Below are 26343 nucleotides of genomic sequence, written 5' to 3' on the forward strand. Positions count from 1 at the left end.
CATTTTTAAACACAAAAAAGTCCCTTTTTCAAGGGACTTTTTTTATTACTTCGTTAAAGAAATTAATATTTTAATGGAGCTCCTGCCATTATTTCTGAAGAAGCATATTCTTCAAATTGCTTAAAGTTATCTCTAAATGCATTAGTCAACTTTGAAGCGGTAGCATAATACCCTTCATCATTTTTCCATGTTGCTCTAGGACTTAAAACGTCTGTTGGCACATTAGGACAAGTACGAGGTTGTGCTACTCCAAAAACAGAGTGTACGTGGTAATTATCTTTATTTGCAGCCTCTAAACTACCATCCATGGCTGCTGTAATCATAGCTCGAGTATATTTCAACTTCATTCGCGAACCTACACCATATGGTCCACCGGTCCATCCTGTATTTACTAACCATACATTAACACCTGTTTCTTTCATTTTTGCACTCAACATCTCAGCATACTTAGTTGGGTGAAGAGGCATAAATGGCGCTCCAAAACAAGCAGAGAAACTAGGCACTGGCTCTGTAATACCAGCTTCTGTTCCAGCAACTTTTGCAGTATAACCACTAATGAAATGATATGCCGCTTGACCAGGAGTTAATTTTGATATAGGAGGCAACACACCAAAAGCATCTGCCGTTAAAAAGAAAATGTTCTTAGGATTATCTCCTACAGAAGGTTTTTTAATATTATCTATATGAAAAATAGGGTAACTAACTCTCGTATTTTGAGTGATGCTTGTGTCTTTAAAATCTACTGTTTTATCAGCATTTAAAATGACATTTTCTAAAATTGCACCAGGCTTGATAGCGTTGTAAATTTCAGGCTCACCTTCTGCATCCAGGTTAATTACTTTTGCATAACAACCACCTTCAAAATTGAATACATCATTATTTGAAGTCCAACCATGCTCATCATCACCTATTAATGCACGATCTGGATCAGTAGAAAGAGTAGTTTTACCTGTTCCACTTAAACCAAAAAAGATGGCAGTATTCCCATCTTTTCCTACATTTGCGCTACAGTGCATAGGTAAGGTATCTTTATAAACAGGCAAAATAAAGTTAAGAGCACTGAAGATTCCTTTTTTGATTTCACCAGTGTAACCTGTACCTCCTATTAATGCAATCTTTCTAGAAAAATTAAGAATAGCAAAATTATGTTGTCTAGTACCATCTTGATCTGGTACCGCCATAAATCCAGGTGCGTTAATTACAGTCCATTCTGGAGTGAAGCTTTCTAACTCTTCATTTTCTGGTCTTAAGAACATATTATAAGCAAACATGTTAGACCATGGATACTCATTAATTACTCTTATATTTAGTCTATAGTCTTGGTGTGCACAAGCATATGCGTCTCTTACAAAAATATCCTTACCGTCAAGATATGAGGTTACTTTATTAAGTAAAGTGTCGAATTTATCTGCCTCAAAAGGGATATTGATATTTCCCCACCACACCTTGTCTTCAGTTACTTCATCTCTTACAATAAAGCGATCCATAGGTGACCTACCGGTAAACTCGCCCGTATTAACTGCGAGAGTGCCGTTAGCGGTTTCTTTACCATCATAGCTAGCAACACTAATCTTTTGCAGCTCTGCTGGTGGTAGTTGATAATTGATTTTGGAATTTTTAATTCCCCATTCTTCTAACGAAATCGTTTTCGTAACTAAGGTATTTGAACCCATGATTATCCTTTTGTTTAGCTAAGGTTTAGGTTGCAAAAATAGAAATCAAATACCTCTCTCCCTATCTATTAACAGAATTATTTGAAATAATTTTCCACAAAAGCACAATCCAACCGCAGATAAGAAGCAATCCACCTATGGGTGTAACAGGCCCGAGAAACGAAAAATTGAAACTCCACAAACTTGCAGTTGTTAACAGATATATGCTTAAAGAGAATAAGATAACACCGATAGAAAAAAAGTAAAATACCATTTTTTTAGTCTTATTGGTGATTCCTGGTATGGATGCCACTAGTATTAAAGCAAGTGCGTGATACATTTGATAACGCACACCTGTTTCAAAACTCTTCAACTGGTCAATCGTTAGATGTTTTTCTAATGCGTGAGCTCCTAAAGCTCCTAAAACAACTGCAGTAACCGCATATATAATCCCTACTATCAATAACTTTTTAACCATTTACATATCTATTTATGAGAAGTCTTTTAAATTGCCTCAAAATTACAACAGATATGCGTCATATACTGATTATAGGAGCTGGTAAATCAACAGGTGTGCTTGTAGATTACCTATTAAAAAAATCAGAAGAAGAAAACTTAAAACTCTTAATAGCCGATAAAAATATAAATCATGCAAAATTATTAGGACAAAATCATAAAAATGCCGAAGCCGTCGAATTAGACATTTTCAATGAAACACAACGCAGATTTTACATAGAAAAAGCCTCAATTGTTATCTCCATGTTACCTGCGAGATTCCATATAGAAGTAGCTAGAGATTGTATTCTTTACAAAAAATCAATGGTTACTGCGAGTTATGTAAGTCCTGAAATGCAAGATTTAAATGAAAGTGCCATAGAAAAAAATATTGTTTTTATGAACGAGATAGGTGTTGATCCTGGAATCGATCATATGAGTGCCATGCAAGTACTGGATAGAATACGGTCACAAGGTGGTAAAATTTTATTATTTGAATCTTTTACCGGTGGATTAGTTGCCCCTGAGAATGATGATAATTTATGGAATTATAAATTTACTTGGAATCCTCGCAATGTTGTAACTGCTGGGCAAGGTGGTGCTGCAAAGTTTATCCAAGAAGGACAATATAAATATATCCCTTACCACAAATTATTTAGAAGAACTGAATTTCTAGACGTAGAAGGATATGGTCGATTTGAAGCATATGCAAATAGAAATAGTTTAAAATACCGATCGGTATATGGTCTTGATAACATCCTTACTCTATACCGTGGAACTATGCGCCGTGTTGGGTTTAGCAAGGCATGGAATATGTTTGTTCAACTAGGGATGACTGATGATACTTACATTATTGAAGATTCAGAAAACATGAGTTATAGAGATTTTGTCAATAGCTTTTTACCATACTCACCAACAGACTCTGCAGAGCTTAAGATGCGTCATGTTCTCAAAATAGATCAGGACGACATCATGTGGGATAAATTAGTTGAACTAGACTTATTTAATGCTACTAAGATGGTAGAGTTAAAAAGAGCTACTCCTGCTCAAATCTTACAAAAGATATTAGAAGACTCGTGGACATTACAAGCTGGTGAAAAGGATATGATTGTGATGTATCACAAATTTGGCTATGAACTTGATGGAGAGAAAAGACAAATCGATAGTACGATGGTTTGTCTAGGTGATGGAAAAATGCAAACAGCAATGGCAAAAACGGTAGGCCTACCTGTGGCCATGGCAGCACTCAAGATTTTAAATGGTGAAATCACAAAGCCTGGCGTACAAATACCTATCACAGCGCCTATTTACGAACCTATTTTAAAAGAACTAGAAGATTATGGAATACGCTTTCGCGAAAGCGAAATAGAATATCTGGGATATAATCCATTAAGTTTATAGAATACAATAAATAAAAAAGGAGGATGATTGTTGATCATCCTCCTTTTTTTAATAATGCCTGTTATAATTATCGTCTTCTAAGAAAGATAGATATAAAATACAACAAGGTTGCTAATGAGCCTATTGCCGCTACTAGATAGGTGCGTGCAGCCCATTTAAGCGCATCTTTTGCGCCGGCATGCTCTTGTTGAGTTAACATATTTTCGTTCTCTAACCAGGCTAGCGCTCTATTGCTAGCATCATACTCCACAGGTAATGTCACAAAAGCAAATAAGGTACCAGCAGCATACATGATAATCCCTATCAATAAAACTGTATTACCTAACGCGGTTGCTGCTGCTAGTGCAAGTCCACCCATAATTACATATTGTGAATATTTTGAAGCTATGCTTACTACAGGAACCAACTTAGACCTCATTCCTATCCAGCTATATGCAGTTGCATGTTGAATAGCATGCCCTACCTCATGCGCTGCAACCGCTGCCGCCGCTGCGTTACGCTCAGAGTAAACCACTTCACTTAAGTTAACCGTTTTATTAGAAGGATTATAATGATCTGTTAGTTGACCTTTTACTGATATCACCTTAACATCAGTGATACCATTATCATCTAGCATTTTTTGCGCAATTTCTGCACCACTCATACCGTTTCTTAAATGAATTTGAGAGTATTCTTTAAACTTACTTTTAAGTTTGTTACTTACGAACATACTCAGTAAAAAAACTGCTCCACCTATTATATAGTATCCCATCATTCCACCCATGATAATTTTATATTTTTAATTAATATTTAAAAATAACTCATATAAATGACTCTTTAAAAAAAGCAAAACCATTTTATTAAAGTTACTTTTGAAAGTGATTATTCACCTTTTTAATCGACCATTGTATCATGACCTCTACCTCGCTTCTTAACTCTAGAGAACAAATCTCTTTACTAGTTAATGAGTTTTATAAAAAGGTGCGTGAAAATGAGCATTTAGGCCCTATTTTTAATAGTGTTGTCAATGACTGGCCTGTGCACCTTAATCATTTGACTGATTTCTGGGAAACTAATTTATTGAGAGTAAAAAGCTATCGAGGTAATCCCATTGAAAAACATCAAGAGGTTGATGCTGCAGTTGATCATTCTATTGAGATGGAACACTTTGGAATATGGTTACAACTATGGTTTGAAACCATCGACACTTATTTTCATGGAGAAATTGCTCAACTTGCAAAAAACCGAGCTCGTAACATGTCTACATTCATATTTTTGAAAATTTTTGAGGCTAGAAAATCCTCTAGCGATCAAAAGACCAGTTCATAATATCTGTGCGCAGCCCTATATTTAACCATGTCGTATTTTGTTCTTGTACATTTCCAATTTCAAAATGAGGATCAAAATCTCTATAAATGATCTGACCATAAATCCTCAATTGGCTCGCTGGATTAATTAAATAACCAGCTTCTAGCTGTGCATACATAAAAGTCACTCTGTTTCCTTGACCTAACTCATTACCATTATCAGCTATACGATCATCTTCACTACGGTATATGTCGCCACCATAAAAAGCGTTATCAATCCCATCGTTAATGTCTAGTCCTCTTTCACCTAACGTGAATTGAGCATTACCATACCACCTATCTTTAGTATACCTTCCTATAAATGTAGTTTCATAAAAGTTTGCGCCCCATGGATGTGCTAGTGCTTGATTACTGTTAGCATAATTAAGGACTACCGTGTTGTGACTGTATGTATAAGGACGTACTCTGTTATATTCTGCCTGTAGCATGAGATCTTTTACTTTAAATGCATTTTGCCATTTAAGACCTAGCTGATATGCACTTTTATTTTGATAACTACCATCACCATTCACTACAGATGCTCCAGAAAATTCATCCAATACTAACTGTGCATAACCTGTAATTCTATCAGTAAATTTATACTTTGCTGTGGCTCCTATTAAAGCATTTCCACCACGGGAGCCTGTTTGCAACTCAATAGCTTGATAGAAAATAATGGGATTCAAATAATTAAAATCAAAACCACGTTGATTATCATCTTGCCATAATACACTTTCAAATAGCCCTATGTTAAGTCTCTCAGTAGCATTCCAACTTAAGTAATGATGTACCATAAATTTTGTACGGAAAGAGTCGTCTGCAGTTACCTCAGACCTCACGTCTCTTAATGATGTGTATAAAACCGTATAATCTAATTTCCAAAACTTAGCATTTACCTTTGCATATGGGAATGGCTGTGAATTATCACTGAGTACTAAGGATCGGTATCCATCTCCTATAAAGTGTTGACCATGGCCTAATTGTAAATCAAAATATTTGCTAGGTTTATAATTAATATATCCTGTCGCCACGGGATAATCAAAGATGGTCTCGCCACCATCTTCTGCGATGCCTCGCCCTGGTACAATACCAGGATTTCCTCCATCTGGTGCACGGCTCTCAATTTCTCTATTAAAATAACCGGCAAAACGTCCTTGACTTTCTTGAATACTAGCGCCAAAAGTTATTTGCTTACCTATTCCACCACTAACATTAACAAGTCTGGTATTGTTGAACGTGTTGATATCGTCACCTGTATCTTTACCTAATTCAAGGTCCACACCTGGATCAACAACAAACCAGTAATCTTCTCCTGCGACCTCAAAAAAGTGCTCGTTCCACCATTTTTTACCTAGCCACGTAGATTCATCTTTCATTAATGAAGCTCTCTCTGCCTCAAGATCAAAATATTGATCCACATAGGAAAACGTATAAGGTTTGACGGCTGTATGAGCGTTATTCCCTATTCTATTCATAGCCGCTTCATATCTATGGTAACGCTGGTTTGACAATGCTATTAAGCCATTAGATTTGAGCTGTTGTCCTCTATACTGGTTTGAGATGATTTGTGGATATTCATTATTCGCTTTCGCGAAAGCGATACTATCCAGAGCATTTGAACTGGCTGCAGCTGTAGAATCTTCTTTCTCCTTACCGTTAAAAACTTGAAAAGAGCCACCAGGTGTCATAGGAACAGGAACTCTCAATACAAATTGCATGTAGGTAGGATTACCATTATATGTAGGCGCACCTATTATAGGTAGTTTCTCAAAAGATTTTTGAACGGCTGCTGTAAGTTCTGCATATACGGCATCAAAACGGATAGGAATAAATTTCCCTTCACGATTTACCTCAAATCGCAACGTTACTTTCTCACCAGCATTTAAAGGAAGCTGTTGTGGATGGTCATAATTTTCAAATAAAGCCTCATATAATCTATTATAAAAACAATCTTCTAATTCATTAACAGGCAATTCTTTACATTCTTCAAAATAAGGGAATTTTTCCACTGGATTTTGTGCTGTCACGATTCCTATACTAAGTAAACTGATAATTAGAAATAAATTCTTCATTGTAATCACTGCATTAAGCGGCTAAGATACTTGTTTTATAGGAGTATGTAAATAGAAAAAGTCACAGCAAGCTGTGACTTATATATAGGTAAATTATCATGGATTATCTATTCATTTGAAACCTGATAGGTAAATGAAAGTAAACACTAACGGCATTTCCCTTGATTTTACCAGGTGTGATTTTAGGTAATTTACCTATGAGTCGATACGCTTCCTTTTCAAGAATTGCATGTGGCGCTTTTACTTTAACATCTACTGGTAAACCTTGCTCATTAATGGTAAACAATATGTCGATCTTAACTATTTCGCCATCATCTAGGTTTAGTTGATCTGCAAGGCCTTTATTAAATTTACGTTGTACAAATCGTTGCATCTTATCATTAAAACACTTACGACGCTCTACGTTATTATCTAGCGATTCACAGCCAGGATATAATGGCATGGAATCAACACCATCCATAGTTGTTGTTATTGCAATTTTAGGAGCTGGCTTTGCTGTTGGTGTTGGATCACTATTAATAGGAGCATCATCAACCGGCGTACTATCTGATGGTGTATCAACAGGCTCTATAGGTTTTTCTTCTGGAATCGGATCTGGATCAGGTGTATCATCTGGTACGACTACTGGTGGCAATTCTTTATTGGGTTTTACTACAACCTCTGGCTTTGGTTTGTTAGGCACAATTCTAAAGATAGGATTAGTCCAATCTGGATCTGCGATATCTGTATTAGAAACTACAACTCTTTCAGGTTCGATAGTTTGAGTCGTGAGTTCGATCACCACAAAAGCTAGCAATAAAGCAGCAATAAGGCCTATTTGAAAATTAATAACAGGATTAACTTTAACGTTGACTTTCTTTTTGTCAAAACGATCTTTCTTAGAAGGTGTTGCAGCACCTTCTTTAAATAAATTAGTTTTCATAATTAATGGTTTTATGTTATTATGAAAACACTTCAAGAAACATACCATAAAAAAAGCCGAACATTAAATGCTCGGCTTCTTAATATGGTAGAGTTTATTTTTAATCCTGTACTTGGAAAATGATAGGCAATGCATAAACCACTGTTACTGCTTTACCACGCTGCATTCCTGGAGTCATTTTAGGAAGACTGTTAATTACATCTGCAGCTTCTTGTTTTAATCTAGGGTGAGGCGCACGAGATTGAACTCCTACTACATTACCTTTTGAATCAATTTTAAATTGTACGGTAATTTTTTGACGACCTTCTAGACCTAATTCATTTGCTAAACCTGTATCAAATTTATTATCTACAAATCTTTTGATCTTCTCGTTCATACATTTTTTACGGTCCTCATTAGTTTTCATCTTCTCACATCCAGGATAAACTGGTACTGATTCGATAATAGCGAAAGGAACCTCAGCGATTTCTTCAACAACACCAACTTCTTCAGCTACCTCTTCAACCTCAACGATTTCTTCTTCTTCAGTTGTTTCAGTATTCTCAATAATCACCTCTTCAATTTCTACTTCGTCCTCAACTACCTGTAAAACTTCAGGTGCTGGTGGCGGTGGCGGTGGTGGCGGTGGTGTGTTTAACATCATAGTAATAGGCACCTCTTCTTCTTCTACAAAAGCTTCTGGCTCTACATACTCTTCGATTTCTGTAACTTCTTTAGTTTCATATTCAAGACCTTGCCATGACAATAAAAGCATAAAGGCAAGTCCCATTAACACGTACAATTTAATGTTAGTACGTAAATCTGATGATTCTGATTTCTTAATTTCCATAGTAGGATAAATTTTGAAGGCTAAAAATAAATAAAAAACCTAAACATGCGAACAGGTTTCTTCATGAATATGTGTTAAATCTTTTAGATAACAACCATATTGAGGTAACTGCAAGAATAATGCCAATAGTATTTGCTACAGCATCCATAAAATCCATGGTTCTATTATAAGCGATATACTCTTGAGCAAGCTCTACAATAACACCTATAATAAATGAAAAGACTGCTGCGGCGATGGCTATTGTTCTAGACCATGCGGCAATCATATCTTTCCATGTAAATTTAAAGTGAGACTGTTGCGTTAAAAACCTGCTGTAAAAGAAAAAATACCATAATAGGGCCATTATAAAATAGGCACCACTATGGTATAATTTATCGATGTTATTAATATCAACTGAAGGCGCTGGGCTATCACTAATTGAAAAATAAATTATCAATCCAGTATAAACTGGCGCTATCCAGTAGAATAATTTAGCCACCTATTAATTCTTTATAAGCATCTGCAGATAATAGTCCATCTATCTGAGAGGCATCAGAGAATGACATTTTAATCATCCATCCATCACCATATGGATCTGAATTTACTAATTCTGGCTCATCTTCTAACTTTTCATTAAAAGCTGTAATCTCACCAGATAATGGTAAAAATAAATCAGACACTGTTTTAACAGCTTCAACTGTTCCAAAAACTTCTTCTACATCTAGTGTTTCATCTACGGTTTCTACCTCTACATAAACGATATCACCTAACTCGCTTTGTGCAAAGTCAGTAATACCTACCGTCGCTATATCACCTTCAATACGAATCCACTCGTGATCTTTAGTATACTTTAATTCTGCTGGGATATTCATAATATTATTTTAATGTTGGTAAATTTAAGATATCTCTTAAAGATATAAGCAATGATTTTTTACTAATTACCAAAGGTATACCTCAAGGTGATACCACTTCTAATTGTAGTTTGTGGAAAGGCAGTAGATATAGCAAATTCTGAGAAAGTATGATCATAATAGAATATAGCTGTAAATGCCTGACTCAAATTATAATCTGCCGTAAATTTAAGCCCATATATTGTCTGACCAGCGGTAGCCTGACTGTTATCTAGATCTAGATATCTTACTATGGTTACATTATCTCTTACAGATCCATCTAGTCTCATATTCAAATCACTTTTAATGATTTTACTGCGTCCACCTACATTAGTTTTGAACTTTAGATCTTTTATACGGTAGCCTAGTCCTAGAATCAATTCATTACCGTTTATCTCTGTCAATAAATTGTTATCAAAACTTAGAGAGACCACTCTATCTTTTCTCAATTCTGCTGCAACAGAAACTGAGTTTTTCATCTCAAAATCTAATTTGATTAATGGACTAAATTGTTCTGATAAATTAATATTAAAAAAGAGGTTGCGTGATTTAAAATCTCCTGTTTGATTTAAAGCATCTGGGCTTTGGTCACTATAGCTCAGGTTTCTAATTCCTGCAGAATAATCTAAATTAGTCTGGAATTGATTAATTGTATAACTGGATCTATACCCATGATTTATAGAGAACCTACGGAATCTTTTCTTGAACCACTTAAGATTCATCAATCCAGTATACTTAAGTGTCCAGTTAGGTAGAGGTATGTCTTTAAAAGCGTTTGTCTTTTGATCTTTTGCATCTCGACCTTCATAAGCAGCAAGAAAGGCTGGCAATAATACATCCTGACTGTTTCTACTAAATCCTTCAGGAAAGCCGTCTGCATCGCGTGAGTAAGTTGTGTTACCATAAAACTTTTCTGCGAGCCGCTCTGCGATAATAAGTCTATTGTTTCTAAAGTTATCAAAATTCTTAGACCCATCAATTGTACTTTTATTAAAAGCTGTACCTATCATGTTTGTAGTAATACTATAATTACCAAAAGTGTTAGGTGTCAATGATTGATAAGTCAAGTTCTCTGGATCTACCCGATAATTCTCTGTATAAGTTTCTTGATATGCTCTATTACCTACTAAATCTATTTTTAAATCTTTTAATAAATCAACGTTGACATTAATATCTAATTGACGGCTTTCAACCTCGCTGTACTGTTGATTAAAATCTTGAAATAAAGTTAGCCATCCTTTTCTAGCAGCTATATCTCTAATCTCTGCCTGTGACCCAAATGTAAATCCTGTAGTAGGTTTTAATGTACCTATAAACCCAATTGCTGGAGTATAACCTGGCAAAAATATCCCGTTATTTTCTTGATAATTAATTTGTGCTCTTTTCACAGAAGTAGCAATACCTATTAATGTATTATATGCCTTATTACCAAAATTCTTTTTAGGTGTTTTACTCTTTTCGTCCTGTGAATTTGCAGCACCTGGTGTTGTTGGCCTTGCGTTTCTAGATCTAGTATTATTACGACTACGAGCTCTATTTGCGGCAGGACCAAATTTAACTTTCTCAAGTCCTACATATTTATATAACTTATCTAAATCTAGTGTTGTATTTAAACGGTGTGTATTTGCATTTTGAACCGTGTTTCCTAAATTGGGAATACCGTCTAGCTGTGCAAATTGTTGTGAGTTACGTTGCCAGTTAAAGTCTGCTGTGTAGGTGTAGCTCGCTTTCGCGAAAGCGAGAAACGGAAACTTATCCAGTGGTAATTTATAAGTTGCTTGAAGTTGCTGTGAGTGCGAGTTAGGTATTCCTTCATCCAGAAAGTCTGTCCAGATTCCATAACTCTCGTCTATTGAATCATCGTCATTAATGTAACTGCGTATAACGCGATCGTTGTTTGCAGACAAATTGAATTGTAACGATTTTGTAATATCCCAATTAATGGCATATTGATGATTCATGGTATAATTGCGATTAGACAATGGGTCTATAGTAATATTTTGAGCATCAGGAATCCCATCACCATCAGTATCTACTGGGTTGGTATCTAGTTGCAGATCTCTAAATTTTTGTGTGTTATATTGTCTTAAGATATTACCACTTGCTGCAAAACTATTAGGCAATAGATTTACATTAAAATCTTTTAAGAATTTTAAATAACTATTATCGCCCACTAACTTTTTAAAAGGCTCTACCTCTGCTTTAGGAAACGCATAGTTATATGTGGTACCAACGTTAACAGATTGATCCTGGAACCTCTCGATTTCAAAATTGCGCTGGTCTGTTTGATTATATGATCCTGAAAAAGTAAAATTTTCAATATCATAAGGCATAGGTTTTGAGTCACCAGTACGTTCTTTACGTACACCTATAAGATTTACACTTTGACGCATGGTGTAATCTTCAGACTGTTCTCTTATTATATCACGCTCTGCATCACTGTTAGCATTATCTAATCTGGTTTCTAATTCTATATCTTCAAATTGCGGATCAAATTGTGGTGTGATGGTTTCTTCACCTATACTATAGGAAAACGGTAATTTAACACCCCATTTTTCTGGTAATAACTGACCTAAATTAAGGTTTGTTGTCACATCATATTGGGTAACATTTTCTCGATCTCTTTCATTAGGTCCTTGTTCAATAGCTCCAAAACCGATTGTGCTTCTTCTACCTGTAGCGCTTACGCTTGCAAAATCTGCGATGTTTGCATCCATATTCATCACTGCTGCATATCCACCTTGGTTCTTTAAACCTGATAGACGCATTTCATTGAACCACACTTCTCCACAAATATCATTTGTACTGGCATTGCGCACACCAATCATCATCGCTCTTACATCTCCAAAATTAGGATTCCCTTTTATACCATATATGTGTTGATTAGGGCTTCCTGCAGTCGCATCAGTAAGTGTGGACTCATCAAAGAAATTTACTTCAGAAATATTCAATAAAGGGTTACTTAAAACACGTGCTTTAATCTCTTGAAGTAAAGAAAGGTCAATATTAAACTCATTTGCATCGGGCCATATCTCTGATGGGTTTCTTGTAGCAACAACATCTGGATTAGTCCATGGAGTAGGTTTTAAAGGAAGTCTGATTTCATAGTAATTATCAGTATAATCAATTCCTATTCTTACAAATGCTTCTAACTCATCATCACCTATGGCAACCTCATTGACTAATGATTCTGCGTGAACAAACATGCGCAAGTTTTCATACTGACGCATATCTATTCTTATATTCTTAAATACAGAACGTCCATCTTCTGGTTCCAAACCGCATGCTCTTAACACAAGTGATTGTTCATTTTGTCTTATATTTTGATTTTGAGTTCGCAACTCTTCTCTTTGAACTCCTGGAGGTAATACGTAAGGAATAGGAGTACGTTCCTCATTATTTTCTGTATTCACACCTTCTACTTCAAACACAGTTCCATCATCACTAGGATCATCTAAATCCTCTTCTAATGTCGCAGTGTAACGACGATAATCGCCACGAACAAGATCCATAGAACCAAAACGAAGTAACGTTTCTTGATTAAAATCTGTCAAATACATTCTCATGAAACGTATGGCTCTGAAATCATTGATGCCACCTATAACTTCTCGGTTAGGATCACTTAATGGAACTCTAAATTGAACCCAACGTGTATCAATAGTATTTCCATTAGGTAAAGTAGTTTGAACCTCTTTGGTATCAAATATATACTCGTTAGTAGCGACAGTCATTCTAGTTGGGTCAACCGGTATATCATATTCAAAATAACTATCTATGGTATTCATAGTGTTATCTCTGTTAATATCCTCTACATCTGGTAATGTCGTTGCCCCACGATCGTCTTGGGTTACTGCTGTAGGTGAATTTCCTTCAGTATTATTATATTTTCTATATCTAGTCACTATATCTCCACTAGCGGCTAAGAAATATTCATAATTATCGCGTGCAGGATCTTCTGGACCAAAAGATCCAAATTGCTGATTCTCTTCTAGGTCGCTCAGTCCATCTAGACCTATGTCTTGATTTGTACGTTGTGCACCATCTGTGTCAAATGCATAAACAAGTGATTGATTTACCGGAACCTTACCAAAATCTGTTTCATTAGTTAATGTTGTGCTACCATCGTCCGGTAATCCATTTTCATATTGCTTACGGTTATCTTTTAAGATATCTTCACTAATACTACCTAAGTTAATAGATATAGTTCCACCAGAATTTGTTGGGTCATAAACAAATGGATCCATCACCCAAAACTGAATATACTCCACATTAGTCTGTTCAAAATCTGTACTAGAGAAGGATCTCATAATACCAGCCCAATTATCTTCAGGATTAGGCAATATATTACTACCAGCCGCTGCTGGATTATAATTATAAGGACCACGTTGAGATGGTAAATAATTTAAGTCTAGAGTATTTATAACTTGCTGCTGTCCTTGCTGCAAGTCTACATTAGGAAACAACTCATCTATGAAAACACGCCTGGTTCTAGGGTCAGAAATATCATCATCTGTAATATCTGGTGGTCGTTGCGTTCCATAAAATATAGGATCAATAGTATACCAAGATAATTGTGCTCTTCTAAAACCACTTTTAGTAATCACCTCATTAGGATCCATAGAAACTCCTTCAAAACCATTTGGCACACTAGCAAGTGACCAAGCAAACGGTGATAAAATATCTATTGAGGTTTGAGAGCCTTCAAAATCATCTACATAAGCTGATGCTTGACCTTCAAAATCATCACCTGCTGGCGATCCAGGAAAAAGATATGCTAATTCACCTCGTAATGATATATTAGACTCTACATCAGTGTCAATATTAGGCAACTTATTAACTATCCTAGTTAAGAATGGTACTTGTGTATTATATATAAAGTTAGCTCCTACAATAGTATTATTAATAGGTTCAAAACCATATGTCGATTTTTGAGTAATAGGTCGCTCTTTAAGGTTTAAGAAGGTACCTCCTAAAATAAAGTCATCACTAAAACGATGTTCTACATTAATTCCAGTAAAACGCTTAGTCTGCTGGTTAAACACAGAATTGTTTTCTGTTGAAACTTGAATAGGTGTATTAGAATTCAACAAGGCTTGATCTAAAATAATGACACGACCACCTTGATAATCTACAGAATAGTCGATTCCTTCTTGTAATGTCCTACCACCAGCAGTTACCGTTACAGAACCACGAGGCACATTAAATGCACCGATAGGAATTCCTTCTCTACCAGTCGCTTTATATTGCCCTTTAATTAAATACTTATTCTTATCTGCAGATTGTAAGGCTTGTGCTTTAGTCGTCACATACATGTCACGATAAACATACTTTGCCTGGTTAGCGTTATACGATGTAGGTTGGTCATAATCTTCAGAGCCCGTGCCTGGAGTATTATCTAATTTATCAAACAGATAATTACCAAATGGTTCTACCGTTGTAAAAATAATACGACCATTTTCTTGATCGATGGTCAGTCCTGGAATAAAGTCAAAAAAACCATCACCGTCTGGTTGTGGATCACCTTGTTGATTCAATCGGTCTAAATTAAAAACCTTTATTAATGTAGTTTGATCAACATCAACGGGTAAAGGCTCTGCAACAGGATTTGCCAGTGTAGGTACTGCAGGCGTTATATAGTTCAACTCTGGTGGGAATTGATAAAAAATATTCATTCTGAAATCTTCCTGAGACAATTGAGAACCACCTAAATTATAGATATTCTTCATCATCAAGTCCCAGATAGGTTCACTGACATTAGTTAAGTTACTTTTCAATAATTTAACGACTAGATTCTGATTATTAACAGCTATTTGACTTGGGTCAGTAGAGTCTATAACATCCGTTGCAACGACACCATCATTTGCAAACTCACCTACTTGATAAACCTTTCCTCCAGCAGTATATTGAAATGCCACTGCCAGGACTTCATCATTATTTAATCGTTGTCTTAAAGATATATAACCTAGTTGGGTATTTAAGGTATATTCATTTTCTGTAAGTTTTCTTGCATTCTCTAACGTTACATAATCAAATCCCTCATTTACCTGTGCATTCCCAAAACCAGATTGCACAGTAGAGATATCCCTTATTGCATCTGTTAATATAGATTGCGCTGCGCCAGTAATACCTCTTGGATTAAAATCATTATTATCATTTGAAGGAAAACTACCTGCCGGTGCATTTAAAAATCCACCAGGCACAGCATCTAACCCGATGTTATCAGGATCTGACTCTCCTATGTCCTGAATCGCAACAAGGTTTCTTACATCCTGTGTTCTATTACCGCGGTTTGTTATCCATACTTCGGCTCTAGTGATTTGAATGTTTGTATTAATAAAAGGATAATTAGCTAATGTTTTATCATAGTTATCACGGAAATAATGTGACAAGAAATAATGTCTATTCTCATCATAATCTAATGAGAAAAAATCAAAATCATTAACAGACGCACCACCAGCGGCTTGTACCGTCCTTGATTCAGATTGCTGTTCTGAGAATACTCCTGTGATTCTCGTTTTACCAAACTGCAATTCAGCCTTGACACCAAAAAGACTTTGAGCTCCACGAATTAATGTAGAATTCAAAGGCATACTTATGTTACCTACTTCGATACTTTGTAATATATCATCCTCAGTAGGTGTATAATCTAATTTAATTTGATTTTGAAAGTTAAAGGTACTTTGCGTGTCATAATTTGCGTTCACATTTAAACGCGTTCCTACTTTACCTACTAGACTTAAATTGATACGCTGGTTAAAATCAAAGGTAGCATTGGATCTGTTACGTGGTGAAAAACTAGGATTATCTGATTTATTAAACAACATCCCTAGGTCAACTTCTACTGATCCCTGTGGAACAACTGATATCTCAGTTCCACCAAATATACTTTCAAACAAGTCTGAATCTACATAGAAATTAGGCAATAAGTTCTTTTGCTTTTCTTTATCTGCTTCTGTTTTACCAGCGATGGCAGCAGCTTTATCTTTAAAATACTGCCTCATGCGCTCTTTCATCACACGATCTAGATATTCTTCACGAGTTAACATAAAAGGATATCCTATTTGAAAACCGTTAAATTCACTCTTATAGATATAACGATCTAAATCTGGATCATAGGTGTAAAGAGTAACAATACTCGGTGGATCTGGTAAGGTTATATCGCCTATAATAACACCAGTTTTAGTACTGTCTTGTGCCGTTACAGGTGATTCTTGTTGCGCTTTCGCGAAAGCGAATATCAAAAAACATCCTAAGAATGCTACATACCTATTTAAAAGTTGAAGAGAACTATATTTCAAATCTTACAGCTGTTTTAAAGCGCCTTTTATTAATGTTTCTACTGTGGCGTCTGGCTCACTAGCCAATATTTTATCCACCACTTTTTGCGCTTGCTTACGTAAATAACCTAGCGTTTCTAGTGCAGATAACGCTTCATCGCGTCCAGTATTGCTTGAATGAAGAGAAATATCTTCACCTTCTAACACTTGAAGTATTTTATCTTTTAAATCTAGAATGACACGCTGCGCTCCTTTTGCGCCTATTCCCTTAACACTCTGTATAGTGCGCACATCACCTGAGGCAATTGCCTGTGCAATCTGTCGCGGTTCTAAACTAGAAAGCATAGTACGCGCTGTACTTGCTCCTATACCAGATACCGAAAGTAAAAGCTTAAATACCTCGCGTTCTGACTTTTCCATAAAGCCAAATAGACGCTGAGAATCCTCTCTTACTTGCATAAAAGTGAATAATTTAATCAGCTCACCATCTGGAATTAATGAATATGTATGAAGCGAGATCTCGACAAAATATCCTACACCACCACAGTCTATAACGACATCTGTAAGATTTTTTTCCACCAGCTTTCCTTGCAACTGCGCTATCATTCCTTAATTTTAAGTTAAAGCATCAAATGTAATAAAATTAAGAGTACTAAAACACACCTTGATTAGTGCTATTTCTAGCGGCTTGTTCTCTCTTCTGTTCGTGCTTTTCCTTTTGTTGTGCATCAATAACAGCCACTGCAGCCATATTTACAATCTCATCAACACTTGCATTAAGTTGTAAGATGTGAACTGGTTTTTGCATTCCCATCATAATAGGTCCTATCGAGTCTGTATTATAAAGCTCTTTAATCAGTTTATAAGTCGAATTTGCACTTTCTAGATTAGGAAATACAAGTGTATTTACTTTTTTACCTGCCAGTTTAGAAAACGGAAACTTCTTTTTAAGAAGCTCTGGATTCAAAGCAAAATCTGCCTGAATCTCTCCATCTACAGTTATATCTGGATAATATCTATGAAGATAATTAACAGCTTCAGTCACTTTACGGGCATGAGGATGATCTGAAGAACCAAAATTTGCATAGCTTATCATAGCTACCGCAGGATCAATTCCAAACATGCGAGCTGTACGAGCTGTCATTTGAGCAATTTTTGCAAGCTCTGTAGCATCTGGATTGATATTAATTGAAGTATCTGAGATGAACATAGGTCCACGTTCTGTAATCATCAAGTTAGTAGTGGCCACCTTTTGAACACCAGGAGATTTTCCTATAATTTCCATCATAGGCTTTACAGATATAGGAAACGATTGTGCAACACCCGTAATTACAGCATCTGCATCACCTAATTTTACCATCATCGCGGCAAAATAGTTGCGCTGTCTCATCAACTTACCAGCATCAAATTCAGTAACACCTTTGCGAGAGCGCATTTGCCATAATTCATTTGCATAACGATCCTTACGTGGCTTTTCTTCATCAGATTTAGGATCTATAATTAGAATATTATCATCCCAATCAATTTCTGTCATTAATTCTTCAATAACATCGCGTCTACCCAGCAATATCGGAATTGCTATTCCATCTTCATGTACAATTTGAGCTGCTTTTATTACATCTAGATTATCAGCCTCAGCAAAAACGATACGTTTAGGATTAGTACGTGCGCGATTTAATATCAAACGGATGAGCTTATTATCTGATCCCATTCTTGATAACAACTGATCTTCATATTTATCCCAGTCTTGTATAGGTTCCATTGCTACACCACTTTCCATAGCTGCTCTGGCAACTGCTGGTGGAATAGTAGAAATCAATCGTGGATCAAAAGGCTTAGGAATTATATATTCTCTCCCAAAGTTGAGCTTCGTCTCTCCATAGGCAATATTTACTTGCTCTGGAACTGGTTCTTTGGCTAGTTGTGCTATTGCGTGACAAGCGGCAAGTTTCATTTCTTCATTAATTTTAGACGCACGCACATCTAGTGCACCTCTAAAAATAAATGGAAATCCAAGTACATTATTTACCTGATTAGGATGATCACTACGACCAGTTGCCATGATTAAATCTTCACGAGTTGCTACCGCTGTATCGTATTCAATTTCTGGATTAGGATTTGCCATAGCAAACACGATAGGGTTATCGCTCATATCCATTAACATGGCAGGCGATACAATATTACCTACTGAAAGTCCCAGAAAAACATCTGCACCTTTAAAAGCCTCTTTTAAGGTTATAGGTTCCATGTCGCGCGCAAATTCCATTTGCTCAGGACCTAAATCTGTTCGTGAGGTAGTGATCAATCCATCCACATCAAACATGAGGATATTCTCCTTGCGAGCGCCCAATTTTGCATACAAATTAGTACAAGAAATAGCTGCACTACCAGCACCACTGATGACAATCTTAACGTCTTCTATCTTCTTCTCGGCTATTTCTAGAGCGTTCAATAATGCCGCACTAGATATAATAGCGGTACCATGCTGATCATCATGCATAACTGGAATATCCAGTTCCTCTTTCAACCTCTTTTCGATTTCAAAAGCTTCTGGCGCTTTAATATCTTCAAGATTTATTCCTCCAAAGGTAGGCGAGATGTTTTTAACCGTTTGAATGAATTCTTCTATATTTTTAGTATCAATTTCAATATCAAAACAATCAATGTCTGCAAAAATCTTAAAAAGAAGACCTTTTCCTTCCATCACAGGTTTAGACGCCTCAGGTCCTATATCGCCCAGACCAAGTACGGCAGTACCGTTTGTTATTACAGCTACTAGATTTCCCTTAGTAGTATATTTATATACATTTGCTTTATCCTTGGCTATTTCAAGACATGGTTCTGCCACTCCAGGACTGTAGGCCAGAGAAAGATCTCGCTGACTGCTATATTTTTTAGTAGGTACTACTTTTATTTTACCTGGTGTAGGCTTTGCGTGGTACACTAGTGCTTCACGTCTCTTACTATCTTTACTCATAAATAACTGGGTTATTTTTAGTCCAAAAACAAAAATAGACTATAATGTTCACATGGTATTTTTGTAGTCGTGAAAATTGTGTGAATTGTGCTTTCGCAAAAGCGTGAACTTAAAGAAATAATCAAAAAAAAGAGCTATAAAATGAATTACAGCTCTTTCTAACAAAACTAAGCTAACTAAACAATATCATTAATAATATTTTTAAGACCTACCATATCGGGTAGACGACCAACGTTCTGTAATTTTATAGTAGCGAGTTTTTGCGCAATAGTTATAGACTCTTTTAGGGACTTTTCCTGAATTTGAGCATATAAAAATCCTGCCCAGAAGGCATCACCAGCGCCGGTTACATCTTTAATATCATCAATTTTTATAGCGTCTTGATGTATAAGTCCTTTATCAAGGTCAGAAATGGTAACACCATCTTTACCTCTTGTAAGGCAAATAGTTGAAACTCCTAAAACATGGAAATAATCAAAAATTTCTTGATCTGATTTATGACCGTCAAAGTACCTATAACAATCATCTATACTTAACTTAAGTAATGGATTATAAGATAAATATTCTCTGATCACCTCTTTAGCTTCATCACGATCAGGCCATATTTTTTGTGAATAATTAAGGTCTATACTTAACTGTAGTCCTAACTTACTTGCCTCTTTTGCTCCTTTTAAAATTGAGGTTCTCGCAGGGTTTTTGCTTAAAGCGAAACAGGTGGTGTGATAAATTTTTGAGGATTTTAGTAATTCAGAGGTAATTAAGGTTTCAGGGATAATACAATCTGCCTCTCTGTAGGCTGTAAAATCAGGTGTTTCCATAGATTTAGAAACTAATATGATAGAAGTAGGTAATCCCGATGCTCTATTAATTAGTGATGTATCTACGTTATCATCTTGTAATTTTTTTACAATAAAATCACCTAAACCGTCATTTCCACAAGAAGCCACTATAGCCGACCTTAATCCTAATCTTGCTGCATTTACTGCCACGTTTGTAGGTGACCCACCTAAGAAACGATGGTAATCTTTGGTTTCTGAGATAGTAGCATTTTTCTCATGACCTATAAAGTCAATAAGAACTTCTCCTGTACATAATATATCAATGGTCTTCACTAGTTGACTAATATTTTAAATTTATTATTTAATGTTTGTCGCAACATTACCGTTGCCGCTGCGCTCCACGCGCATTTAGGAACTCCTATAGGCTCACCAGTTTTTGTGTTAAAGTTCTCATAGAAAGAAAATTCTTTTTGCGCATTTAAAAAATCAATATGCTCTAATAGGTTTTGTGCCTCAGCCTTATAACCTTGATAACTTAAGGCCATTCCATAGAATCCATTTACCATAGGCCAGCTGCCACCATTATGGAATTCAAAAGGGAAATTCCTGAACTCATACTTGCAATTATCTTTTAACAAACTCCATTCTTCATCCTGCTCCATGACCGGTGGCCAAAACGCTGGAAGCACCTTGAGCTTTGAATCTTTTAACAATTGTTGACTATAAGAAAAAATTTTACCATCTAGTTCAGAGTCACCTATGTTTAACAATAAAAATAAGCTATTTGCAAACGCATCAAATTGTGTTTTATAACCCGATGGGGAGAATGATGCTGGTAAATGAGATATTTTCTCCATAGCCTCAAAAGCCCTAGGATGAAATTTCTCTTTAGTTGATTGACCTATAAAGTTAACATGTATTTGATCCTGAATTTGATTTATTTTATGAGTAATCTCATCTCTATTTTCAAAATGGTTATAGGACTTTAAGGCCCATAATCTTAATAATTGATCATACAAGACATAGCCGTCAGTAATGTACTCATCTGCCCAATTGCCCGATAGCGGCACATAGATGAGGTGCTTATTATTAAACTCCCAAGCATTTAAGAGAGCAAGACACTTTTCAATATGCGATTTATATTGATTCACAACACTAGCATCTTTTTTATAGTAGGCAAGTTGACAAACTCCTATTATGAACCAAGTCACTGCATCTACTCTACCAGCTAGACCACCATAACTTACTTCAACTTCTTTTCCATTAAAGGCAACATTAGAAGGAATAGTACCCATCCCATGTTGATGAGAAGCTAGTGTTTTTAAAGTCTGTTCAAAGGTATCAATAAGTTGTTCATCACCAGACGCGAGTGCGGCTAGTCCACATATTACACCATCTCTAGCCCAAACTCTTTTATAGTTTGAAATATCTAGAGCACTTGCAAGAAAACCTTCAGGAGAAGATGCTTTCTTAAGTAAGTTGATCGATTCTATGTAAGCATTACTGCTCATGTATTGTAGGTTTTTTAGTTTGAATAAGTAAAGTAGCTATCATGGCTAGAATTAATAGTACACCAGCAAAGGTGATTGCATTGCGAGGATCATTCCCTAAAAAGTTTTTTAACACATACCCAAAAGATAAGGTTTGAAATATCATAGGAATAACTATCATCATATTAATGATTCCCATATAAACCCCATATCGTTCTTTCGGGATCTTAGAAATCACCATTAAATAAGGAATTCCCATCATACTAGCCCATCCTATACCAAAACCAGTAATAGCAAAAAGTAGCAATTCCTTATTGGTTATATGCGGGAAAGCTAAAAATCCAGCTGCAGCAAGTAATAAACACACGGCATGAACTAATTTAGGACTGTATTTTTTTGCAAACCCTACAAGGGCAAACGCTACTAAAAAGGTAACCACATTATACCAGCCATTAACTAGAGCTGTCCAGCTTACAGCTTCTTCATAAGCAGCCTCATTACTAGATGGAGTTGCATCCCAAACGGAAAGTGCAACACTTTTTGAGGCATTTTGCCAATAACAAAACAAGGCGTACCATTGGAATAGATAAACTAGCGCCAGCTGCCACATAACCTTAGGCATGTCCTTAATAGCCGCTACTATTTCCACAAGCGGCCCTAATACAGAACGTTTTTCACTGCGCATTAAAGCGAGCTCTTCAGCGGTAGGAGGAATTTCTTTGGTCTTGCTGATACTCCATATTATAGTTGCAATGGAACAAAAAGCACCTAAGAAAAAAGAAGCATAAACCCATGTAGGTAGAGAGCCTGTTTTACCAACCATAAAAATGGGGAAAATGAAAATTGATAAATTTGCTAATACTTGACCTAAACCGGTAAAGAAACTCTGCATTTGAAAACCTGTAGGTTGTTGTTCAGGTATCAACTTATCAGCAATTAAAGCTCTATAAGGCTCCATGGCTGTATTATTTCCAGCATCAAGAATCCACAACAATCCTGCAGCCATCCATAGGGAACTACTAAACGGAAATAACAATAAACTAAAACTACATAAAAGCGCACCTATTAGAAAGTAAGGCTTACGTCTTCCAAAACGTGACGACCATGTCTTGTCACTCATCGCTCCTATAATGGGCTGGACAAGCAATCCAGTTACAGGTCCTGCAAGGTGTAAAATAGGAATTTGATCCGGTGCAGCTCCCAAAAAATCATAGATTGGAGTGACCGCACTTTGTTGTAATCCAAAACTGTATTGAATCCCGAAAAAACCGACATTCATATTCAGTATTTGCCAAAAATTTAATTTTACCTTTCCTAACATTTTAGTGCTTTGAAATTAATAATTGCACTCTTATAAGAGTTTACAAAACAACTTTTAAGATGTGGTGTTTAAAATAATAGAGTTAGCATCAAATGAATAACACTAACTCCATTACACTATTGAAAACAAAAAACTATCTGATTCTTATTTGTTGTTAATACGCTTTCGCGAAAGCATAATATAACATTTCTCCTACTCTAACGAACAGGTAAATTTTTAAAAATTATACTGTAACCCTAAAGAGATAGACCTTCCAGGAAGCGCTCTTGCTCTTAAGAAATTAGTTTGTCCTTCTACAATAGAACCTTCTTCAGATTCAGTGATACCTAAAGTGTCAAAAAGATTGTTTGCAGATAGGTTTGCGTTTAAATCTTTAGTAATTCCTACATTAACAAATCCGTTAACAATTACAAAACCAGGCATGATCAACTCATTTGTATCCTGAGCATAAGCTTTAGTTTGCCCTATAAAACTAAGGCCCAAAGAGTTTTGCTTATCTGCTCCAAAATTATAGGATGGGATTAAGTTATAGATAAAATCTGGTTGTCTTCTAGGAGCGTTACCTTCATTATCACCTGATTCTAGAGTTGCGTTTGTATAAGTCACAGCTCCTTTAACGGTTAAGTCATTCATTCTATAAGAACCTTCTACTTCAACACCAAAAGATTGATAATCATTATCAATGATTAAATCTGGGTTAGTAGCTTCAAAACCTGCCTGCTCTGTTGTTTTTGAGTAGAATCCAGTAACATATAATGCACCATTATCAAAACCTTGCTTATATCCTATTTCTGCTTGATTTAAGAAGTCTAGTGCGTTGATTCTATCAGAATTTTGGTAATCCAATCCTGAGAATAAAATACGATCTGCCTTAGCAGCTGCACCTCTACTGTATCTAGCAAATACCGCTTGTCTATCTTTAAGTTTGTAGTTCAGACCTAATGAATAGGAAACATAATCATAATCGTAGTCTACCGTGGTAGGTGCCGCATTATTTACACTAAAAACATTTTGCTCTGGTGCTGAAATTACACCATCATTATTAATATCAATTACAGATTCAGTTCCACCAGTAAAAGTACCATCTACTTTACCCATATCAAATCTTACACTTGCATCAATGTTCAGTTTTTCAGAAGCTTCTAAAGCAACGTTTACATAAGGTGCTGAAACGTTGTATTGCGTATCATAGTTTCTTGCTAGGTTACCCCAAAAAGGCGTTCCATAAGCATATAATCCATTCTCACTTAATGGTGCTCCAGTTGGATCAAATGCATTTATTAGTCTTGCATTTTCCCCTTGTACTTCCTGCAGATAAGAATTCCACGTCCAGTTCATAGAAATATTCTGAACCGATTTAAAGTAACCAAGTGTTACGTCCAAATTATCATAAGTCTTAGATAATTTTAGATCGTTCATAAAATTATTGAAATTCTCTAATTCTACATCAAACATGTGAATACGAGCCACTAAACTACCGTCTGCAACAGGAGATCCGTCTGTAAATTCTAATGACGAGCCGGCTCCAAAAGAATCTGCAATTTCTGCACCAGTAGCGACTTGAGAAGGGAAAGGTGAAACAAAAGCTCCATTATTAGAAGCAAATCTTCCGTTATTAGTAACACTCCAGCTATTTCCTAAATCAAAATTTGCAGAAATCCCTACTGCTGTAGAAACTGGATGCATTCCATCTGCAACATTACCACGAGAACGCTCTCCATCTGGCCCTAGACGTAAGGTTTGCAGTAGATTAGGCGTGTGTAAAGAACCCGTTGTAGCATCAAAGTTAGGCGCGCTTTCCCAAGTAGGGTTTTCATTGGTTCCTGAAACTTGAATAGGACCTGGCAAATATGCTATGGCTCTATCATTAAGATACTTTCCATATACTCGAACAGAACCTTTGTCAAATTTCTTCATCAAACTTAATTTGAATTGCCCACCATTATTTGCTGTAAATCCAGCATCTCTTATTCCTTCCCCTACTCTATAAAAACCACCAGCATGCATAAATAAGTCATCAGCAATCTCAGTACCATATGCAAAGTCTGTTCTAAAAGAATCATAGTTTGCACCAAAGGTTGTTCCTATAGTTCCACCTTCAGATTGACCTGTTTTACTTATAATGTTTATGATACCACCAGGAGAATTAGATGTTTGTGTTGAGGCAGATCCTCCACGTATTGCTTCAATACGAGAAACATTAGCATCAAATCTCGTGAAGATATCAGCTGTCGCAAAAGAAATATCACCATATAATAGCACTGGCAATCCATCTTCTTGAAGTTGAACATACTTAGAACCACCAGAAGAGATAGGCACACCTCTCACAGAGATGTTAGAGTTACCTTCACCACCAGAGGATTCAGATCTTATACCTGGAATGGTTCTAAAGATTTCTGCCGTTGTTCTAGGTGCAGATTGAGTGATTGAGGCTGTACCTAAAGTAGTTACAGATACACTAGATTCTATTTTGGCTTTTGGATTAGTAACACCAGTTACAACAATAGCATCTAGTGATTCAGCATCTTCTTGCATAATAAAGTTATAAGTCATATCTGCGCTTACACTGATTTTTTTTGAGTACCTAGAGTAGCCTAATGATGAGCCTACAATAGTATAATCGCCGTTAGCCACGTTAGAAATTGAATAGTTACCGTCTATGTCAGTAACGGCTCCTTTGTCTGTTCCCTTTAATATAACGTTTGCGCCAAAAACTGGTTCCCCTGCGGCATCCTTAACATTTCCACTAATAATGGACTGTGCTACTACTGTCGAAACCGTCAGTAACATAATGAGCACAAAACTCCATGTCGATTTTAAAATATTCATATTGAGTAAAATTTAATAATAAAGTAAAAATTGTAGTTAATATTTAGCTAATGTATAATTACAGTGTGATAAAAATAATTTTTTCGCATCGAAAACGTTTTCGAA

The 26343-nt window shown here is 36.0% G+C and carries 17 protein-coding genes; 2 read left to right on the forward strand and 15 right to left on the reverse strand.

Features of this window, described 5'->3' with window-relative positions; all coding sequences use genetic code 11:
- Positions 1–62: 62 nt before the first annotated feature.
- A complete protein-coding gene (gene pckA, locus BST92_RS04265; RefSeq protein ID WP_105070332.1) occupies positions 63–1673 on the reverse strand; it encodes a phosphoenolpyruvate carboxykinase (ATP) in 1611 nt (536 codons plus the stop codon).
- A gap of 61 nt (positions 1674–1734) precedes the next feature.
- Entirely contained in the window at positions 1735–2130 is a 396-nt protein-coding gene (locus tag BST92_RS04270) for a DUF423 domain-containing protein (RefSeq protein ID WP_105070333.1), read from the reverse strand.
- Positions 2131–2183: 53 nt separating this feature from the next.
- Between BST92_RS04270 and BST92_RS04275 the strand changes: the two genes are divergently transcribed.
- Positions 2184–3548 carry a saccharopine dehydrogenase family protein gene (locus BST92_RS04275; protein WP_105070334.1) on the forward strand — a complete coding sequence of 455 codons (1365 nt, stop codon included), beginning with the start codon at positions 2184–2186 and terminating at the stop codon, positions 3546–3548.
- Positions 3549–3615: 67 nt separating this feature from the next.
- Here BST92_RS04275 and BST92_RS04280 read toward each other — a convergent pair whose 3' ends face one another.
- Positions 3616–4302: a zinc metallopeptidase gene (locus tag BST92_RS04280; RefSeq protein WP_105072197.1), complete on the reverse strand. Its 687-nt coding sequence runs from the start codon at positions 4300–4302 to the stop codon at positions 3616–3618.
- Positions 4303–4439: 137 nt separating this feature from the next.
- On the opposite strand from BST92_RS04280, the gene BST92_RS04285 reads away from it, so the two are divergent.
- The gene (locus BST92_RS04285) at positions 4440–4856 is read left to right on the forward strand and encodes a group III truncated hemoglobin (protein WP_105070335.1); all 417 of its coding nucleotides are present in this window, start codon (positions 4440–4442) and stop codon (positions 4854–4856) included.
- Here BST92_RS04285 and BST92_RS04290 read toward each other — a convergent pair.
- The 12 genes from BST92_RS04290 to BST92_RS04345 all read right to left on the reverse strand — a co-directional run bounded on the left by BST92_RS04290 (position 4831) and on the right by BST92_RS04345 (position 26238).
- A complete protein-coding gene (locus BST92_RS04290) occupies positions 4831–6945 on the reverse strand; it encodes a hypothetical protein (protein WP_211292436.1) in 2115 nt (704 codons plus the stop codon). The genes BST92_RS04285 and BST92_RS04290 overlap by 26 nt on opposite strands.
- A 103-nt stretch (positions 6946–7048) precedes the next feature.
- Positions 7049–7867, reverse strand: a complete 819-nt coding sequence (locus BST92_RS04295) for an energy transducer TonB (RefSeq protein WP_170061711.1) — start codon at positions 7865–7867, stop codon at positions 7049–7051.
- A 100-nt stretch (positions 7868–7967) separates the two neighbouring features.
- On the reverse strand, positions 7968–8696 hold the full coding sequence (locus tag BST92_RS04300) for an energy transducer TonB (RefSeq protein ID WP_036583938.1): 729 nt from the start codon (positions 8694–8696) through the stop codon (positions 7968–7970).
- 61 nt (positions 8697–8757) lie between these two features.
- Complete coding sequence (locus BST92_RS04305; protein ID WP_105070337.1) at positions 8758–9174, reverse strand: VanZ family protein; 417 nt, start codon at positions 9172–9174, stop codon at positions 8758–8760.
- On the reverse strand, positions 9167–9547 hold the full coding sequence (gene gcvH, locus BST92_RS04310; protein WP_105070338.1) for a glycine cleavage system protein GcvH: 381 nt from the start codon (positions 9545–9547) through the stop codon (positions 9167–9169). Before gcvH ends, BST92_RS04305 begins: the two co-directional genes overlap by 8 nt.
- A gap of 62 nt (positions 9548–9609) precedes the next feature.
- Entirely contained in the window at positions 9610–16863 is a 7254-nt protein-coding gene (sov, locus tag BST92_RS04315) for a T9SS outer membrane translocon Sov/SprA (protein WP_105070339.1), read from the reverse strand.
- Positions 16864–16866: 3 nt separating this feature from the next.
- On the reverse strand, positions 16867–17448 hold the full coding sequence (gene ruvA, locus BST92_RS04320; protein WP_105070340.1) for a Holliday junction branch migration protein RuvA: 582 nt from the start codon (positions 17446–17448) through the stop codon (positions 16867–16869).
- Positions 17449–17494: 46 nt separating this feature from the next.
- Positions 17495–19819: an NADP-dependent malic enzyme gene (locus tag BST92_RS04325; protein ID WP_105070341.1), complete on the reverse strand. Its 2325-nt coding sequence runs from the start codon at positions 19817–19819 to the stop codon at positions 17495–17497.
- Between the two features lie 176 nt (positions 19820–19995).
- Positions 19996–20931 carry a carbohydrate kinase family protein gene (locus BST92_RS04330; protein WP_105070342.1) on the reverse strand — a complete coding sequence of 312 codons (936 nt, stop codon included), beginning with the start codon at positions 20929–20931 and terminating at the stop codon, positions 19996–19998.
- Entirely contained in the window at positions 20931–22109 is a 1179-nt protein-coding gene (locus BST92_RS04335; protein ID WP_105070343.1) for a glucosidase family protein, read from the reverse strand. Before BST92_RS04335 ends, BST92_RS04330 begins: the two co-directional genes overlap by 1 nt.
- Positions 22099–23409, reverse strand: coding sequence for an MFS transporter (locus BST92_RS04340; protein WP_105070344.1), 1311 nt, complete (start codon positions 23407–23409; stop codon positions 22099–22101). The genes BST92_RS04335 and BST92_RS04340 overlap by 11 nt, the downstream gene beginning before the upstream one ends.
- A 216-nt stretch (positions 23410–23625) precedes the next feature.
- Positions 23626–26238, reverse strand: coding sequence for a TonB-dependent receptor (locus BST92_RS04345; protein WP_211292437.1), 2613 nt, complete (start codon positions 26236–26238; stop codon positions 23626–23628).
- Positions 26239–26343 lie beyond the last annotated feature (105 nt).

Origin of the sequence: Nonlabens arenilitoris (assembly GCF_002954765.1) — a bacterium.
GTDB classification, from domain to species: Bacteria; Bacteroidota; Bacteroidia; order Flavobacteriales; family Flavobacteriaceae; genus Nonlabens; species Nonlabens arenilitoris.

Bases quoted from the DNA above. Each gene is read 5' to 3' on its own strand.
- pckA (WP_105070332.1), bottom strand. From the start codon at position 1,673: ATGGGTTCAAATACCTTAGTTACGAAAACGATTTCGTTAGAAGAATGG.
- BST92_RS04270 (WP_105070333.1), bottom strand. From the start codon at position 2,130: ATGGTTAAAAAGTTATTGATAGTAGGGATTATATATGCGGTTACTGCA.
- BST92_RS04275 (WP_105070334.1), top strand. From the start codon at position 2,184: ATGCGTCATATACTGATTATAGGAGCTGGTAAATCAACAGGTGTGCTT.
- BST92_RS04280 (WP_105072197.1), bottom strand. From the start codon at position 4,302: ATGATGGGATACTATATAATAGGTGGAGCAGTTTTTTTACTGAGTATG.
- BST92_RS04285 (WP_105070335.1), top strand. From the start codon at position 4,440: ATGACCTCTACCTCGCTTCTTAACTCTAGAGAACAAATCTCTTTACTA.
- BST92_RS04290 (WP_211292436.1), bottom strand. From the start codon at position 6,945: ATGAAGAATTTATTTCTAATTATCAGTTTACTTAGTATAGGAATCGTG.
- BST92_RS04295 (WP_170061711.1), bottom strand. From the start codon at position 7,867: ATGAAAACTAATTTATTTAAAGAAGGTGCTGCAACACCTTCTAAGAAA.
- BST92_RS04300 (WP_036583938.1), bottom strand. From the start codon at position 8,696: ATGGAAATTAAGAAATCAGAATCATCAGATTTACGTACTAACATTAAA.
- gcvH (WP_105070338.1), bottom strand. From the start codon at position 9,547: ATGAATATCCCAGCAGAATTAAAGTATACTAAAGATCACGAGTGGATT.
- ruvA (WP_105070340.1), bottom strand. From the start codon at position 17,448: ATGATAGCGCAGTTGCAAGGAAAGCTGGTGGAAAAAAATCTTACAGAT.
- BST92_RS04325 (WP_105070341.1), bottom strand. From the start codon at position 19,819: ATGAGTAAAGATAGTAAGAGACGTGAAGCACTAGTGTACCACGCAAAG.
- BST92_RS04335 (WP_105070343.1), bottom strand. From the start codon at position 22,109: ATGAGCAGTAATGCTTACATAGAATCGATCAACTTACTTAAGAAAGCA.
- BST92_RS04340 (WP_105070344.1), bottom strand. From the start codon at position 23,409: ATGTTAGGAAAGGTAAAATTAAATTTTTGGCAAATACTGAATATGAAT.
- BST92_RS04345 (WP_211292437.1), bottom strand. From the start codon at position 26,238: ATGAATATTTTAAAATCGACATGGAGTTTTGTGCTCATTATGTTACTG.